This window comes from Pseudomonas aegrilactucae (genome assembly GCF_019168305.1).
Lineage (GTDB): Bacteria > Pseudomonadota > Gammaproteobacteria > Pseudomonadales > Pseudomonadaceae > Aquipseudomonas > Aquipseudomonas aegrilactucae.
The window spans coordinates 31,428-46,778 of record NZ_JAHTBI010000047.1 but is presented as its reverse complement, the minus strand read 5'-3'; the positions used below and the strand labels follow the sequence as shown (position 1 = coordinate 46,778).

Annotated in this window: 17 protein-coding genes; 9 read left to right on the top strand and 8 right to left on the bottom strand. The window is 63.8% G+C overall.

What is annotated here, in order from left to right:
• Positions 1-80: 80 nt before the first annotated feature.
• Positions 81-695, bottom strand: a complete 615-nt coding sequence (locus KUO17_RS13710) for a LysE family transporter (RefSeq protein WP_217976088.1) — start codon at positions 693-695, stop codon at positions 81-83.
• A 211-nt stretch (positions 696-906) separates the two neighbouring features.
• Between KUO17_RS13710 and KUO17_RS13705 the strand changes: the two genes are divergently transcribed.
• From KUO17_RS13705 to KUO17_RS13680, 6 genes are all read left to right on the top strand, one after another.
• Entirely contained in the window at positions 907-1,131 is a 225-nt protein-coding gene (locus tag KUO17_RS13705; protein ID WP_163943153.1) for an MbtH family protein, read from the top strand.
• 10 nt (positions 1,132-1,141) lie between these two features.
• Positions 1,142-1,861, top strand: a complete 720-nt coding sequence (locus KUO17_RS13700; protein ID WP_217976087.1) for a thioesterase II family protein — start codon at positions 1,142-1,144, stop codon at positions 1,859-1,861.
• 113 nt (positions 1,862-1,974) lie between these two features.
• A complete protein-coding gene (locus KUO17_RS13695; protein ID WP_217976086.1) occupies positions 1,975-2,526 on the top strand; it encodes a hydrolase in 552 nt (183 codons plus the stop codon).
• 15 nt (positions 2,527-2,541) lie between these two features.
• Positions 2,542-3,036 carry a DUF1543 domain-containing protein gene (locus KUO17_RS13690; RefSeq protein WP_217976085.1) on the top strand — a complete coding sequence of 165 codons (495 nt, stop codon included), beginning with the start codon at positions 2,542-2,544 and terminating at the stop codon, positions 3,034-3,036.
• Positions 3,037-3,220: 184 nt separating this feature from the next.
• Complete coding sequence (locus KUO17_RS13685; RefSeq protein WP_217976084.1) at positions 3,221-3,526, top strand: DUF6482 family protein; 306 nt, start codon at positions 3,221-3,223, stop codon at positions 3,524-3,526.
• Positions 3,527-3,568: 42 nt separating this feature from the next.
• Positions 3,569-4,648, top strand: a complete 1,080-nt coding sequence (locus tag KUO17_RS13680) for a DUF1615 domain-containing protein (RefSeq protein ID WP_217976083.1) — start codon at positions 3,569-3,571, stop codon at positions 4,646-4,648.
• A gap of 14 nt (positions 4,649-4,662) precedes the next feature.
• Here KUO17_RS13680 and KUO17_RS13675 read toward each other — a convergent pair whose 3' ends face one another.
• The 3 genes from KUO17_RS13675 to pvdM all read right to left on the bottom strand — a co-directional run bounded on the left by KUO17_RS13675 (position 4,663) and on the right by pvdM (position 8,759).
• On the bottom strand, positions 4,663-5,997 hold the full coding sequence (locus KUO17_RS13675) for a lysine N(6)-hydroxylase/L-ornithine N(5)-oxygenase family protein (RefSeq protein WP_217976082.1): 1,335 nt from the start codon (positions 5,995-5,997) through the stop codon (positions 4,663-4,665).
• Positions 5,998-6,110: 113 nt separating this feature from the next.
• Positions 6,111-7,394: a pyoverdine-tailoring periplasmic protein PvdN gene (gene pvdN, locus KUO17_RS13670; protein ID WP_217976081.1), complete on the bottom strand. Its 1,284-nt coding sequence runs from the start codon at positions 7,392-7,394 to the stop codon at positions 6,111-6,113.
• Between the two features lie 18 nt (positions 7,395-7,412).
• Positions 7,413-8,759, bottom strand: a complete 1,347-nt coding sequence (pvdM, locus tag KUO17_RS13665) for a pyoverdine-tailoring dipeptidase-like protein PvdM (protein WP_217976080.1) — start codon at positions 8,757-8,759, stop codon at positions 7,413-7,415.
• Between the two features lie 179 nt (positions 8,760-8,938).
• On the opposite strand from pvdM, the gene KUO17_RS13660 reads away from it, so the two are divergent.
• A complete protein-coding gene (locus KUO17_RS13660; RefSeq protein WP_217976079.1) occupies positions 8,939-9,391 on the top strand; it encodes a hypothetical protein in 453 nt (150 codons plus the stop codon).
• Between the two features lie 40 nt (positions 9,392-9,431).
• Here KUO17_RS13660 and pbpG read toward each other — a convergent pair whose 3' ends face one another.
• A complete protein-coding gene (gene pbpG / locus KUO17_RS13655; protein WP_217976078.1) occupies positions 9,432-10,355 on the bottom strand; it encodes a D-alanyl-D-alanine endopeptidase in 924 nt (307 codons plus the stop codon).
• A gap of 328 nt (positions 10,356-10,683) precedes the next feature.
• Here pbpG and KUO17_RS13650 point away from each other — a divergent pair, with 328 nt between their 5' ends.
• Positions 10,684-11,499, top strand: a complete 816-nt coding sequence (locus KUO17_RS13650; protein WP_217976077.1) for a shikimate 5-dehydrogenase — start codon at positions 10,684-10,686, stop codon at positions 11,497-11,499.
• Positions 11,500-11,561: 62 nt separating this feature from the next.
• Here KUO17_RS13650 and KUO17_RS13645 read toward each other — a convergent pair whose 3' ends face one another.
• Positions 11,562-12,206: a YceH family protein gene (locus tag KUO17_RS13645; protein ID WP_217976076.1), complete on the bottom strand. Its 645-nt coding sequence runs from the start codon at positions 12,204-12,206 to the stop codon at positions 11,562-11,564.
• Positions 12,207-12,330: 124 nt separating this feature from the next.
• On the opposite strand from KUO17_RS13645, the gene KUO17_RS13640 reads away from it, so the two are divergent.
• The gene (locus tag KUO17_RS13640) at positions 12,331-12,840 is read left to right on the top strand and encodes a DUF1993 domain-containing protein (protein ID WP_217976075.1); all 510 of its coding nucleotides are present in this window, start codon (positions 12,331-12,333) and stop codon (positions 12,838-12,840) included.
• A 66-nt stretch (positions 12,841-12,906) separates the two neighbouring features.
• On the opposite strand, the gene sstT is transcribed toward KUO17_RS13640, so the two are convergent.
• Positions 12,907-14,118: a serine/threonine transporter SstT gene (sstT, locus tag KUO17_RS13635; RefSeq protein WP_217976074.1), complete on the bottom strand. Its 1,212-nt coding sequence runs from the start codon at positions 14,116-14,118 to the stop codon at positions 12,907-12,909.
• A 234-nt stretch (positions 14,119-14,352) separates the two neighbouring features.
• On the bottom strand, positions 14,353-15,258 hold the full coding sequence (gene nhaR / locus KUO17_RS13630) for a transcriptional activator NhaR (RefSeq protein ID WP_217976073.1): 906 nt from the start codon (positions 15,256-15,258) through the stop codon (positions 14,353-14,355).
• Between the last annotated feature and the right edge of the window lie 93 nt (positions 15,259-15,351).

The following is a 15,351-nucleotide window of genomic DNA, read 5'->3' as shown; positions in this document are numbered from 1 at the left end:
AAAAGCCTCTCGTGCTTCATTTCGCCTCACTTGCCGCGCCGCTGGAAGGTTCGGCAAGTGTGGTAGACCCGCGCCAGGCGTCAGCGCAGTACCGCCAGCTTGATGCTGAACCCCACCAGGCACACACCTGCCAGGCGCTCCAGCAGGTTGGATACCGTGGGGTTGGCACGCAACCGTTCCGCCAGGTTGTGGGTCAGCAGCACCGCAATCAGGCCATACAGGAAGGTCAGCACCGCGATGGTCAGCGCCATGAAGCCGAACGTCACCAACCCCTGGTGCCTGACCGGGTCGACGAACAGCGGAAAGAACGCCATGTAGAACATGATCGCCTTGGGGTTGAGCACGGTGATCATCATGGTCTGGCGCAGGTAGTGGTTGGACTTCATGGCCCGTACCGGCGCGCTGCCAGGCTTGGCCAGTGCCATGCGCAGCCCGAGGTAGGCCAGGTACGCCGCACCCAGCCATTGCACGGTATGGAAGGCCGCCGGGTACGCGGTCAACAGCGCGGCAACGCCCGCCACCGCCAGCCACAACAGCACCTGGTCACCGAAAATGATGCCGAAAGTGGCGGCCAGGCCACCTTTTATCCCGCCCTTGCCGGTCGCGGTGATCAGCGCGAAATTGCCAGGCCCCGGGATCGCGAGCAGCACGATGAAAGCAATCACGAATGCGCCGTAGTCCGTTACACCAAGCATATGGATCAGCTCCTGAGTTGTGATGTGCACACTTTATACCCGGTAGAGGGGAACTGGTTACGGGATATTTCATGATTGAGGCCCGCGCGCCCGAGGCTGCCGGGGCCTGATTTTCGCCGAACGGCTAATTTATCCGGGCCTTGGCTCGTTCCCTCAATAGCGCCCGTACGCCTTTTGCGCGACGCGCCTCATTCAACGAAGGAGACAGGCAATGACTTCCGTATTCGATCGCGACGATATTGTGTTCCAGGTTGTGGTCAACCACGAGGAACAGTATTCCATCTGGCCAGATTACAAGGCTATCCCGAATGGCTGGCGCACCGTCGGCAAGAGTGGCCTGAAGCCGGAATGCCTGGCCTACATCGATGAGGTCTGGACGGACATGCGACCGCTGAGCCTGCGCCAGAAGATGGCCGAAACCGCTACGGCGCAGTGAGGGCTGGCTTGTGTCGTCATTGACCCTGCTGTGCCTGCCGTATTCGGGCGCCAGCGCCATGGTCTACAGCCGCTGGCGACGCAAGTTGCCGGCCTGGCTGAATGTGCGCCCGGTGGAACTCCCCGGGCGTGGCGCGCGCCTGGGCGAACCGCTGCACACCGACATGCAGGCGCTGGCCCGGCAACTGGCCAGTGAACAGTGCCTGACGGCCCACCAGCCGTATGCGGTGCTTGGCCATAGCCTGGGGGCGTTGCTCGCGTTCGAGTTGGTGCACGAGCTGCAGGCACTCGGCTGTCCGCCACCGGTGGCGCTGTTTGCCTGCGGTACGGCCGCGCCGACCCGTCGCGAGGACTACGATGGCAAGGGCTGGCGCGACCCCAAGACCGATCCGGAACTGATCGACGAGTTGCGCACCCTGGGCGGGACCCCGGAAGAGGTGCTGGCCAATCAGGAACTGATGAGCCTGACCTTGCCGGTGCTGCGTGCCGATTTCCTGCTGTGCGGGCGTTACCAGTACCGCGAACGGCCGGCGTTGCGCTGCCCTGTGCATGTGCTTGGTGGCGAGGCGGATCGCGCGAATCGGGAGCAGTTGCTGGCCTGGCGCCAGGAAAGCCGGGGGGACTTCTCGCTGGAGCTCTTCCCGGGTGGGCACTTCTTCATCCACGAGCAGGAAGATCGAGTGCTGGGCGTGCTCAGCCAGGCACTGGAGCCACACCGCCTGACCGCATGAATGCTGCGTGGTAGCATTCGGCGGGCTCGGGCAGCACCCGTTGCCGGAGCTTGAGCCCGAATGCTGCCAGGCGGCCACTGTGTCGACCCGGCGCCCGCCCAGGAGCGCACGCAATGCTGATCGACCCCTCCAAGGCCACCTTGCTGGTCATCGACGTCCAGGAAAAACTCATCGGCGCCGTCAGCGATCCAGGCGGGACCCTGGCGCGGACCCGCTGGCTGCTGGCGGCCACCGCCCAGCTGGAGCTGCCGACGGTGATCTCCGAGCAGTACCCCAAGGGCCTGGGGCCGACAGTCGCCGCGCTTACGGCGGCCGCACCGGCAGCGCAGGTCGTTGAAAAACTGCATTTCTCCTGCGTGGCCGCCAACTGCCTGCCGGCGAGCCTGATGGCCCGTGGGCAGGTGATCGTGTGCGGCATGGAAACCCACGTCTGTGTGTTGCAGACCGTACTGGGGCTGCGTGCGCTGGGCAAGCAGGTGTTCGTGGTCGAAGATGCCTGCGACAGCCGCACTGCTGCCAACAAGGCTGCGGGCCTGCAGCGCATGCGCGACGCGGGCGCGTCTATCGTGACCCGTGAAATGGTGGTGTTCGAGCTGATGGGCAGCGCCAGTCATCCGGATTTTCGGGCCATCAGCAAGGCTTTTCTGGTCGGCGAGCAACCTTAGGGTGACGGTGAACTCATGCTCTACGTCGTGATGCTGGGGGGCAAGCACCCGCGTGCCCGTATCGAGGTCCACGATGTTGCGTTCGTGGTGGCGCCCACCCTGGAAGCGGCCTATCCGCAACTGCGTGAGCAATGGTTTGGCAGCCCCAAGGGGGTGCACATCGATTCATGGCTTGAGGTCGATGGGCTCGAAGGCTACAGGCTGCAGTGGTCCGAGGCGCAGCCGGCGCCGGGGGAGCCACGCCTGTACTTCATCAACCTTGGCGGCTACGAGCCTGGCTGCTTCGGCGAGGCGCACCGCTATGTGCTGGTGGTGGCGACCGACAAGGCCCAGGCCAGGCGCCTGGGCAAGCAGTACATGGCACGCGACTGGGGGCAGGCGCATACCGATGCGCTGCTGGATGTGGACGACTGCATCGCCATTGACCAGTTGGGTGGACGTTTCGTGCACCTGGTGCCGGGGCCGCACGCGCCCTTGGTGCAGCGCAGCGATTTCATCGTGCTGGGATGAGGCGGTGGGCGGCCTTTTCGTTTTTGGCTGTACAAACTCCGATTTGTGTACAACTATTTGAAGCATGTACCTCCTTCTGAGGTAGTGTGCGCATCGAGCCGGCCTGACGGTTCGCATGCCCGCCGTTGCCAGCGGCGCCATCGGCAACGCCTGTGCAAGGCTGACCCGATGAGGAGCACTGACGATGAACCTTCAACAATTGACCGAACTGGCTCAGGCCGGGCAGATCGACGAGTTGCGCCTGGTGTCGCTGGAGGGCGGCATCTACGTGTTGCAGGCGCGACGCGGGGCCACTGTGCACGGTGTGCTCGACGAGCAGGGCGCAGGTTTGCGCGTGCGTTCCACCAGCCATGCCCGGCAACTGTTGCACGGATTGCCGGCCGTGCCGTGCGTGCTGGTGCAGAAGGTGGTGCATGACGAAATGTGCGGCCTGGCGCCGGCCGCCGAAGAGCCGTTGAAAATCCCCTTCACCTTGCACCTGCCCGGTTGAACTGCGTACTGTGCGGCATCGGCTGGGTGTTGGAGGTGGCGCATGGGGGTACGGGGTTGGGTAGGGCTTGGGGCAGCACTCATGCTGTTGCAGGGGTGTGTGAGCCGGCCTGGCCCACAGCAGCCTTCTGCCGCCCAGGTGCGCGCCACGCTGGTCGCCCTGATTCCCGGCACCACACCTGATCGCGAGGGTTGGGCGGCCGATATCCAGACCGCGTTCGCTGCGCAGCAACTCGACCCCAGCCGCAGCAACCTGTGTGCGGTACTGGCCGTCACCGAGCAGGAATCGACTTTTCAATCCGACCCGCAGGTGCCCAACCTGGGCCGCATTGCCCGTGCCGAGATCGATCGCCGTGCGGCGGGCCTGCATGTGCCGCAACTGCTGGTCAATGCCGCGCTGCAAACCCGCTCACCGGATGGCAAGACCTACCAGCAGCGCCTTGCGGCGGCCCGCAGCGAGAAGCAGTTGAGTGCGATCTTCGATGACCTGATCGGTTCGTTGCCGCTGGGCAGCAGCGTGCTCGGTGGCCTGAACCCGGTGCACACCGGCGGGCCGATGCAGGTCAGCATCGCGTTCGCCGAGCAGCACGCCAGGGACTACCCGTACCCGTACAGCGGTACCCTTCGCCAGGAGGTCTTTACCCGTCGCGGCGGCCTGTATTTCGGGATTGCCCACCTGCTGGGGTATCGGACCCATTACGAGCGGCCGCTGTATCGTTTTGCCGACTTCAATGCCGGCTGGTATGCGAGTCGCAATGCCGCGTTTCAGCAGGCGCTGAGCAGGGTGTCGGGAGTGGTGCTGGCGCTGGACGGTGACTTGATCGCGCCGGGGTCGATCTTCCCCGGGGCAACGGAGAAGGCCGCGCGCCAATTGGGTGACAGGCTTGGTCTGCGCAACCCGACCCTTCGCAGCCAGCTGGAGCAAGGCGACAGCCTGGAATTCGAGCAGACCCGCCTGTATCTGCAGGTCTATGCCCTGGCAGACAAGGCAGCGGGCAAGCCGCTACCGCGTGCGCAGTTGCCGGGTATCGAGCTCAAGAGCCCGAAGATTACCCGCCAGCTGACCACGGCGTGGTTCGCCAGGCGGGTGGATGAGCGCTATCAGCGCTGCATGAAGCGCTGACAGGTTCAGGCATTTCAGGCGCTGGCCAGGGTCGCGGCAGGGCGTGCGTTGGCCGCGCGCTTGCCCAGGCGCTGGTACAGCGACTGACCGATCTCGGCGGCCCGCACGGGCAGCACCGACAGCAGTGTATCGCTCAAGCCGTGCGAGGCCTCACAGAAACCTTGCAGGTACACTGGCGCGTCGAGCTCCGGCGATGCCAGTACGCGGTAGTCACGGCCGACTTCGAAGTCCTTCAGGTGCTGTTGCAGCGGGGCCAGCAGCTCGCGATGCGAACGACGCTCATACCCGGTTGCCAGGATCACGGCGTCGTACACCTGGGTGTGCTGGATATCGGTGGCCAGGTCGCGCAGGGTCAACTCGATGCCTTTGTCGGTGTTGACCACCGCCTCGATATGCCGTCGGCAGAGCACGGCGTGGCGATACTGGTGCGCGACTTTCTGGCGGTAGAGCATGCCGTAGATGCGTTCGATCAGGTCGACGTCCACCACCGAATAGTTGGTGTTGTGGTACTCGGAAATCAGCTTGGCGCGTTCGGCCTTGGGCTGATTGAACACCAGGTCGGTGTAGTCGGGCGTGAACACCTCGTTCACGAATGGGCTGTCGTCGGCCGGCTTGAGCGCAGAGCCACGCAGGATCATGTCCGCCTTGACCGATGGGTAGCTGTCGTTCAGGTCGATCAGTGCTTCAGCGGCGCTCTGCCCGGAGCCGATGATCGCAATGCGCATGGGCTTGCCCTGGCTGCAGGGCAACTGCTGGAGGCTGTTCAGGTACTGGGAGTGGTGGAACACCCGCGGGTCGCCCTTGAACGGCGCGAAGGCCGCAGGAATCTTCGGCGTGCCGCCGCTGCCGACCACCACCGAGCGCGCGCGACGCTGGTGTTCCTGGCCCTGCGGGTCGCGTGAAATGACGCGCAGGTGATCGATGCGCCCGTTCAGCAGTTCCGGTTCCACCCGCAGGATTTCCTCACCGTACACGGCCTGGGTGGCGAAGTGTTCGGCGGCCCAGCGCAGGTAGTCGTTGTACTCCAGGCGGCAGGGGTAGAACGTGCCCAGGTTGATGAAGTCGGCCAGGCGTTTTTTCTGGTGCAGGTAGTTGACGAAGCTGTAGGGGCTGGTGGGGTTGCGCAGCGATACCAGGTCCTTGAGGAATGAAATCTGCAGTTCGCTCTGGGTCGCCAGGGTGTTGCCGTGCCAGCGGTAGTCGCTCTGTTTGTCGATGAACAGCGCATCGAGGGCGTGGCCGTTGGTTTGGGCAAGTTCTTCCAGGGCAATGGCCAGGGCCAGGTTGGAAGGGCCGAAGCCAACGCCGATGAGGTCGTGGATTTTTTCGGATGCAGCGGTCTGGCTCATGGTTGCGATTCCTTGGATGGTCGATTTGGGGCGTATGGCGCGCTCGCCCCAATCCTGCGCAAGTACACCGATAGAACGAGCTGTCAGGGCCGGAATTTACTGGCAGGCCCGCTTCACCATTGCCGGGCCAGCAGGCGCATGGCCTGATCGATCTGCTGCTCATCGTTAAGCAGGCTGGGTGCAAAGCGGATCACTGCGCCCGCATCGCGCTCCACCGCGTCGACCATCACGCCGTTCTGCACCAGGTAGGCGGCCACGGCGTCGGGGTCACGGTCCTTGATCCGAAAGAAGGTGAAGCCGGCTGAGTGCTCGCGGCTCAGCGGCGTCACCAGCTCGATGGCCTTGTGTTCGCGCAGGCGCTGCTTGAGGGCATCGTTGAGCTGGTGGATGCGTGCCTGCACGTCGGCCTTGCCCAGTTGCAGGTGCAGCTCGAACGCTGTGCCCAGCGCCCAGCGGTGTTCGAACGCGTGGTAGCCGCCCGGGGTCATGATGGTGGCGAAGTCTTCGTCCTCGGAGAAGGTGGCGAAGGTTGGAACCAGATGCTGCATCTTCTCGGATGCTGCGCAGATGATCCCCGTGCCGCGCGGGCCGAACATCCACTTGTGGGTGCCGGCAATGAAGTAGTCGCAGTTGAAGTCGTCGAAGCGTTGATTCTCGACCCCAAAGCCGTGCACGCCGTCCACCACATACAGGATGCGCTCCTGCTCGCTGCGCTCGCGATTGTGGCGGCGTACCAGTTCGCCGATCTCGCCGACCGGCAGCTTGACGCCACTGCCCGAGTGCACCCAGGTCATGCCCAGCACACGGGTGTTGGGGCGGATGTTCTGCTCGATGGTGCTCAGCACCTGGTCGGTGGACACCTGCCAGGGCTGCTCGAACAGGCGCAGCTTGCGGACTTTCGTGCCCTGGCGCTGTTGGCGGAACGCCAGGCAGTTGTGGGTGCTGTAGTGCTCGTGCACGGTGGTCAGGATCTCCTGCTCGGGGCCTACCTGCAGGCCACCGTAGATCATGCCCAGCCCTTCGGTGGTGCTGCCGGTCAGGGCGATCTGGCGGGGCTTGACCTCCAGGTAGCGGGCGGCCCAGTTGCGCACTTCGCCCTCGCGTTTCCACTCGTTCTGGCTTTCCCAGTCCATCTGCTCGGCGGGGTTGCGGTCGAGTTCGGCACGGAACCGGTCGATGGCATCCTGCACCGGCCTGGGGTGGGCTGTGACCAGGAAATTGGCGAAATGCGCCACGTTCGGGTCCAGCGGGAACAGCTGGCGCAGGTTGCGCCACTTGTCCGGGCCGCTCAGTGGCGCGGCCGTGGCCGCCTGTGCCGCGGGCAACAGGCTGCTGGCCAGGGGCAGGCTGGCGGCGAGTACGCCGGCCTGCTTGAGAAACGTACGACGGTCAGTCATGTCTGCGCTCGATAGGGTTCAAGGGGTCAGCGTGGCGACGGGCTGTGCGGCGGCCTGCACCTGGGCCCAGACGCGCAGGAAGTTGCCGCCCCAGAGCTTGGCAATGTCGGCCTCGGAATAGCCGCGGCTGAGCAGTTCGGCGGTGACGTTGCGGATTTCGCTGACATCCTTCCAGCCGTCCAGCCCGCCGCCATCGTTGAAGTCGGAACTGATGCCGACATGGTCGATGCCGATCTTCTTCACCACGTAGTCGATGGCATCGCCCAAGTCCTTGAGGGTGGCCTTGGGCTCCTCGTCGATGATCCCGTAGAGGCTGCCGGCGTACTCGCCAAAGCGTGCTTCGGGCCAGATCGCGATCACTGCATCGCCTGGCATCAGGGCATTGGTCAGGCTTTGCAGCGGTTGCAGGTCGAAGCGCGCGCGCAGTGCCTCAAGCTTGTCCAGGGTCGGCTTGCTCAGGGGCTTGAGGTAGGTGCCGAACCCGACCACCTGTACTACCCCGTCGCTGTCCTTGATCAGTTGCAGCTCCTTGTCGCTGAGGTTGCGCGGGATATCCACCAGCGCCCGTGGCGCCGAGTGCGAGGCCACGATCGGCGTGCGGCTCAAGCGGGCCACGTCTTCCAGGGCCAGGGTCGACATCTGCGAGACGTCGATGATCACCCCCAGGTCGTTGAGGCGCTTGACCGCCTGCTCACCGATCGGTGACAGCCCGCCCAGGGCGTCGGCTGTGTCGTTGAAGAACGGCAAGGGGCGCGAGGAGTCCGCCCAGTCGTTGTTGCCGGTGTAGCTGAAGCCGAACATGCGCATGCCGCGTGCGGCCCACAGGTCGAGCTGGGACAGGTCGTTGCCCAGCGGATAGGCGTTGAGCATGCTGATGAAGATGGCGAACTTGCCTTCGCCATGCAGGCGTCGGAAGTCGGCCGGGGTGTAGGCGATGCCGATCTGGTTGGGGAAGTCGCGCACCATGGTGGTGATGATCTTGTAGCGCACTTCCTGCTGGTTGCGTGCCTCGTCGACGAAACCGGGGGTAGGGCGGTGCGGTGCGTTCGGGCCGTTCCACAGTTCCGGCCAGCCGAAGATCGTCAGCGCGGCGCCGGACAGACGGCCGTGGCCGGCCTTGACCAGGTCCAGTTGCCCGCCGCTGTCCTTGTCCACTTCGTGGCCGGCGCTGCCCATGTTCAGGGGCACGGTCACGTGGCTGTCGAAGGACAGCATGTGCTCGTGCAATGCATTGGCCTGCTCGATGATGGCGCGTGGGTAGGCGGGCGTCGGCGGCCAGTACAGATAGGCAGCAGCGCCAAGGGCCGCCACCAGCGCAAGGGGCAGGCCGATGGTCAGGGCTTTTCGGGAACGGGTTCTGGTCATTGCCATCTCGGTCGCAATACTGATCGGTTCGACGTGCCGGGCAGGCGCCAGGCAAAGGTCGGGTGTCAGGGGAAGGACGAAGAGTGGCGAGGTAAATTTATCCCCGGGGGCGGCCGGCTAAAGTTTTATGGAATGCAGCCGATAGCTGGGCAATCCCACAGCCTCAGGACGGCATGATCATGACAGTAATCGGTTCGGCAGGGCTGAACATCGCGGGTCTGGCCCAGGTTGCCAGTGACAGCAAGACGCTGATCAAGGGAAGCGAAACCAGTGCGCTGGCTGCCGCTGATGAAACCACCCAGGACGCTACCGAGGCCAAGAGCGGCGAAGCGACCAAGGCAGGTGGTGGTCCGGCCGAGGCTGAGTCGAGCAGCAGCGAGTCGGCGCATATCCAGCAGTTGCGTCAGCGGATGAAGGAATTGCAGGAACAGTTGGCCGAGCAGCAGAAGCAGTTGCAGCAGGTCATGGCCAGCAAGATGGAGGCGGACGCCAAGGTGGTGGCGGTGTTGAGCGCGCAAACGGCGGTGAACGGCACCACCTCGGCACTGGCGCAGGTCACTGCGGCGTTGCTGTCTGCGTTGAACGAGACCGGTACCAGCAGCGCGGGCTCTGCGGTCGACACCACGGCTTGAGAATGACCGCTGCCGTGCGCAAGGCACGGCAGCTTCCAGGTCAGTCGGCCAGCGGGCGGTTCTGGCTGCGCTCGGCCTTGTAGCGGATGGCCACCGCCGGCGCCGGCTTGGCGCTGCCGGTTTCCAGCCACTGGCGCATGCGGCTGGCATCGGCAAAGTGGGTGTATTTGCCGAACGCATCCAGGATCACCATCGCCACCGGGCGGTTGTCCATCCTGGTCAGCAGCACCAGGCAGTGGCCGGCCTCATTGGTGAAGCCGGTCTTGGTCAGCTTGATATCCCAGTTGCTCTTGTTGACCAGGTGGTCGGTATTGCGAAAACCCAGGGTGTAGTTGGGCTTGCGAAAGGCCACGGTCTTCTCGCGGGTGGTGCTCAGCTCGCTCAGCAGCGGGTAGCTGCGGGCGGCCATCAGCAACTTGCTCAGGTCGCGCGCAGTGGACACGTTGCTGGTCGACAGCCCGGTGGGCTCCACGTAGCGCGTATGGCTCATGCCCAAGGCCTTGGCCTTGGCGTTCATCGCCTTGATGAAGGCGCCATAGCCGCCCGGGTAGTGGTGGGCGAGGGTGGCGGCGGCGCGGTTCTCCGACGACATCAGGGTGATCAGCAGGGTATCGCGACGGTTCAACTCACTCCCTAAGCGAACCCGCGAGTATACGCCTTTCATTTCCTTGGCCTGGGCGATGGTGATGGTCAGGGGTTCGTCCATGGCCTGTTTGGCGTCGAGCACGACCATGGCGGTCATCAATTTGGTCACCGAGGCAATCGGTACCACGCGGTCTGGATTGCTCGCGTACAGCACCTTGTTGGTCTGCAGGTCGATCAGCAGTGCACTGCCGGAGGCCAGGTGCAGCTTGGACGGGTCTCGCTGGACCTGCGGGGCGGGTTGCGCAACAGCATTCGACGTGACGCTGGCAGTGCCAGTGAGCAACAGCAGCAGGCTGAGGATAGACAGGGAGGTTTTCACGTTGGTGCTCACTAAATGTGGGTATGTCGTTGGCTGTGCAAGGGTTTTTCTTATTACAAGCCGTTACATTTTATGAGTATGGTTGATGTTGTGTCGATTGCCCCGTAAACATTGGGCCAACTATGAAATTTATTTAACCCTGTACCAATGTTGTAACGATAAAAGGCACTCCATCGAGTGTTGTACGTGCAGGGCGCCCGCCATGCCAGCCGCCCCCACCATGGGCGGCGGCTTACACCGACGCTGGTGTTTTCGATAAACCCATGACAGGGCGCGGGGATAACAGTTGTGCATACTGGTGCACCCGCCGTTTTCAAGGAGTCGCCTGATGTTTCCCAGCAAAGACACCGTACTGTGCATGTCCCTGGCAGGCCGGCCCGGCACCTTCGGGGTGCGTTTTCATAACCATCTGTACCAGCAGCTGGGGCTCGATTATTACTACAAGGCCATGACCACCGGCGACCTGCCGGCGGCCGTGGGTGGTATTCGCGCGCTGGGCGTGCGCGGGTGTGGGGTGTCGATGCCATACAAGGAGGCCTGCATCCCGTTGCTCGATGAACTGGACCCGTCGGCGGCCACGATCGACTCGGTCAATACCCTGGTCAATACACAGGGGCATCTGAAGGGTTACAACACCGATTATCTGGCGGTGCGCCAGTTGATCGAGCAGCATCGGCTGGACCCCGCATCGAGCGTGGCACTGCGCGGCAGTGGCGGCATGGCCAAGGCGGTGGCGTGCGCGTTGCGTGATGCCGGCTTCAAGGCCGGGACAATCATTGCGCGCAACCGTGAGGCGGGTGAGCGCCTGGCCCAGGTGTGTGGCTATCGCTGGCAGGCCGAACTACACGATGTGCGTGCGCAGGTGTTGGTGAACGTGACGCCGATCGGCATGGCCGGCGGTGCCGAGGCGCAGCAGTTGGCGTTCGGGCAAGCGGCGATCGAGGCGGCGCAGGTGGTGTTCGATGTGGTCGCCATGCCGGCACAGACGCCGTTGATCGTGGCCGCCCAGGCCGCAGGCAAGCCGGTGATCACCGGGCTGGAGGTGATTGCGCTGCAGGCGCTGGAGCAGTTCGTGCTATATACCGGCGTGCGCCCGGATGCACGGCAGGTGGCTGCGGCGGTGGCGTTTGCTCGGGGCGATTGATGGGTAGGGGGCTGGCGCATCTGCAGCACAAAAATCAACGCCGCCCCCAGCGTCAATCCACGCTACTCCAGCAATGCCAGCCGTTCTTCCAGCGCCGCAATCCGTGCTTCCAGCGCTTCGATCCGCTCTGGCGACACAGCGCCGCTCGAACGCTCGGTGCCTTGTTGGCGTGCCGAGAGAATCGCCTCGATGTCCGCCGGGTCGCCAAAGGCATGGGTATAACGGTCTTCACGCTGCCCGGCCTGGCGCGGCAGGTGCAGGGCCAAGCCCCTGGCGATCAGGCGCTCGAGCTGATGCACCACCTGTTCCGAGTCTTCGAACTCATGCATGCGGTTGCTGCGGGTCAGCAGCTCATTGACCGTCTGCGGCCCGCGCAGGAACATAAGCCCCAGCAGGATCAACTGCGCCGGTACCAACTCCAGCGCCTTGTCGATACGCTGCTCCCAGCGGTCGGCGCGGCTGCCCATCTGCAAGCGCGCCATGCCTTGGCCTTCCAGGGACCGCAAGGCCTGGCCGACCTGGCCCTGGGTCAGGTTCATCACCGGTTCTCGGCTGGTCTTCTGGTTGCAGGCCAGCACAACGGCGTTGAGGGTGAGCGGGTAGGTTTCAGGGCTGGTCGCCTGCTTTTCGATCAGGGCGCCGAGGACCCGGATTTGCGTGCTGTCGAGGCGCGGTTCGTCATCGCGGGTGTCTTGCTCTGTGCTCATCACGCTTTCCCTATGCTGTGGAAGGTCACCAGCCTAATCCTTGCAGGATAAAAGACAAGCCGCCTGCTGCACGCAAGCCGGTCTATAATCGCGCCAGTCCTTTTTTCACCCTGTCGAGATCATCATGACCATTTCCCTTTACGCCGCTTCCGTTCCAGTCTTCAAGCAGATGCTCAACGCCCTGAGCGATGTGCTGAACAAGGCCCAGGCACATGCCGAGGCGAAGAACATCGATGCCAACGCCTTCCTGCAGGCCCGTCTGTACCCCGACATGTTCCCGCTGGTGCGCCAGGTCCAGATCGCCGTCGACTTCGCCAAGGGTGTTTCGGCGCGCCTGGCCGAGGTCGAGCTGCCCAAGTACGACGACAGCGAAGCCACCTTCGCCGAGCTTCAGGCCTTGATCGCCAAGGTGCTGGCCTTCATCGAGCAGATCCAGCCGCAACAGATCGATGGAAAGGAAGGCATCGAGATCGTCACCCGTCCCGGCACGCCGAAGGAGAAGCGCTTCAGCGGCCAGTCCTACCTGCTGACCTACGGCTTGCCGCAGTTCTTCTTCCACGTCACCACCACCTACGCGATCCTGCGCCACAACGGTGTGGAAGTCGGCAAGCGTGACTACATGGGCGCGTTCTAGACCGCCGCGCACAAAAAAAGCCCGGCAAGGTGTGAGCCTTGCCGGGCTTTTTCATTGTTCGGCGTGTCAGGCAGCCTGACGCTCTTCGGCCTCGCAGGCGGCCGCCGTGAACAGCACGTCGGTGGAGGAGTTCAGCGCGGTTTCGGCCGAGTCCTGCAGGATGCCGATGATGAAGCCCACCGCCACCACCTGCATGGCGATTTCGCTGGGAATACCGAACAGGCTGCAGGCCAGCGGGATCAGCAGCAGCGAACCGCCCGCCACACCCGAGGCGCCGCACGCACAGACTGCAGCGACGATACTGAGCAGGATGGCGGTCGGCAGGTCGACGGTGATGCCCAGGGTGTGCACGGCCGCCAGGGTGAGCACGGTGATGGTGATCGCGGCGCCGGCCATGTTGATGGTTGCACCCAGCGGGATAGAGACCGAATAGGTGTCTTCGTGCAGGCCGAGCTTTTCGCTCAGGGCCAGGTTGACTGGGATGTTGGCGGCCGAGCTGCGGGTGAAGAAGGCGGTGATGCCGCTTTCTCGCAGGCACAGCAGGGTCAGCGGGAACGGGTTGCGGCGAATCTTCCAGAACACGATCAACGGGTTCATCACCAGTGCCACGAACAGCATGCAGCCGATCAGCACTGTCAGCAGGTGCAGGTAGCCCAGCAGGGCGCCCACGCCAGACTCGGCCAGGGTCGCCGCCACCAGCCCGAAAATGCCCAGGGGAGCGAAGCGGATCACCAGGCGTACGATCTGGGTCACGCCGTTGGACAGGTCGTCGATGGCCGTACGTGTGGTATCGCTTGCGTGGCGCATGGCCACGCCCAGGGCGATGGCCCAGGCCAGGATGCCGATGAAGTTGGCATTGACCAGCGCCGTGACCGGGTTGTCGACCACGCTCAGCAGCAGGCCCTGCAGCACGTCACTGATGCTGCCGGGCGGGTTCATGCTGGCATTGTGTGTGGCCAGCACCAGCTCCGAGGGGAACACCATGCTGGCGATCACCGCCACCACTGCAGCACCGAAGGTACTCAGCAGGTACAGCGTCAGGATGGGCCGGATGTGGGTTTGCTGGTCCTGCTTGTGGTTGGCGATCGACGCCATCACCAGCACGAAGACCAGGATCGGAGCCACCGCCTTCAGGGCGCTGACGAATACCTTGCCGATAAAGGCCAGGTTCAGCGCCGCCGCCGGCCATAGCAGTGCCACGGCAATACCGGCCACCAGGCCGACGACGATCTGCAGTACCAGGCTGGTACGGTTCAACAGGTTAAGCACTGGAGTCATGACAGGTGTTTCTCGTTCTTGTGCACGGGTGCGGTACTGGCGCAGCGCGTCGGGCTATGCCGGTTGCGAAAGGGGCGCGACTTTAGCACAGCACGCCAGCGCTTAGCGCAGGTGGCTGCTTGTGGTAGGTGAGGCCGGGTGTCGCTGTTAGTATGCGCGCCGCTTATATGAACGGTTGCGGCCGTGGGTTGTTTAACGTCGGGGTGTAAATGTCACTGGCGAACCGTGCGCGGTTCACGTCACCGGCCAGTTGAACAGCTCGCGCCGTGCGCCTTCGGTGATCGCCACGATGCCCGGGTGCTTGACCTTGCGCTCCACCGAAATGGCGTAGAACGATTCGGTTACCGCGTCGGTCTGGCCGATCAGCTCCACACCATACTGGCGGCACACTTCATCGGCGATCACGCTGGGCGCGATGAAGATGCCGCTGCCCGATTGGCCGAAGGCCTGCATCAGCGCACTGTCGTCGAATTCGCCGACGATGCGCGGTTGCAACTGCTGTTCGGCAAACCAGCGCAGCAGCCGGCTGCGCACCACCGTCTCCTGGCCGGGGATGAGCATCGGTGCGTGCTGCAGGCCGACGGGGAAGGGCGCCGGGTGCAAGGCGGCCAGTGCCGGGGTGGCGAAGAAGCTGATGCCGCATTCACCGAGCTTCTGGCTGTAGCCCTTGATGTCCAGGTGGCTGGGCATGGGGCTGTCGGAAATGACCATGTCCAGGCGCTGGATCGCCAGGTCCGCGAGCAGCCGCTCGAGCTTGTCTTCGCGACAGCTCAGGCGCAGTGGCTCGGGCAGCTCCATGGTGGGGGCGAGCAGGCGGTACACGATCGACTTGGGCACCACATCGGCCACCCCGACCCGGAACAGGATCTGCTGCTCGTTGGGCTGGGCGCGCAGTACCGCTTCGAGCTCGCCGCCAATCTGGAACATCTGTTCGGCGTAGGACAATGCCTGGCGCCCGGTTTCGGTCAGCTCCAGCTGGCGGCCCACGCGGCGAAACAGCTCGATGCCATAGCTGTGTTCGAGCAGGCTGATCTGCCCGCTGATGGTCTGAGGGGTAAGGTTGAGCTGTTCGCCGGCGCGCACGATGCTGCCGGTTTTGGCTACCGCCCAGAAGTAATGCAACTGCCGGTAATTGAGCATGGCGATCCCCGATTCGTAAAAACCGAAGTATAACCGCTGAAAATACGAATTTTCCTGATGTTTCGTGCTCTTTAGAATGCCTCGCTATCAATG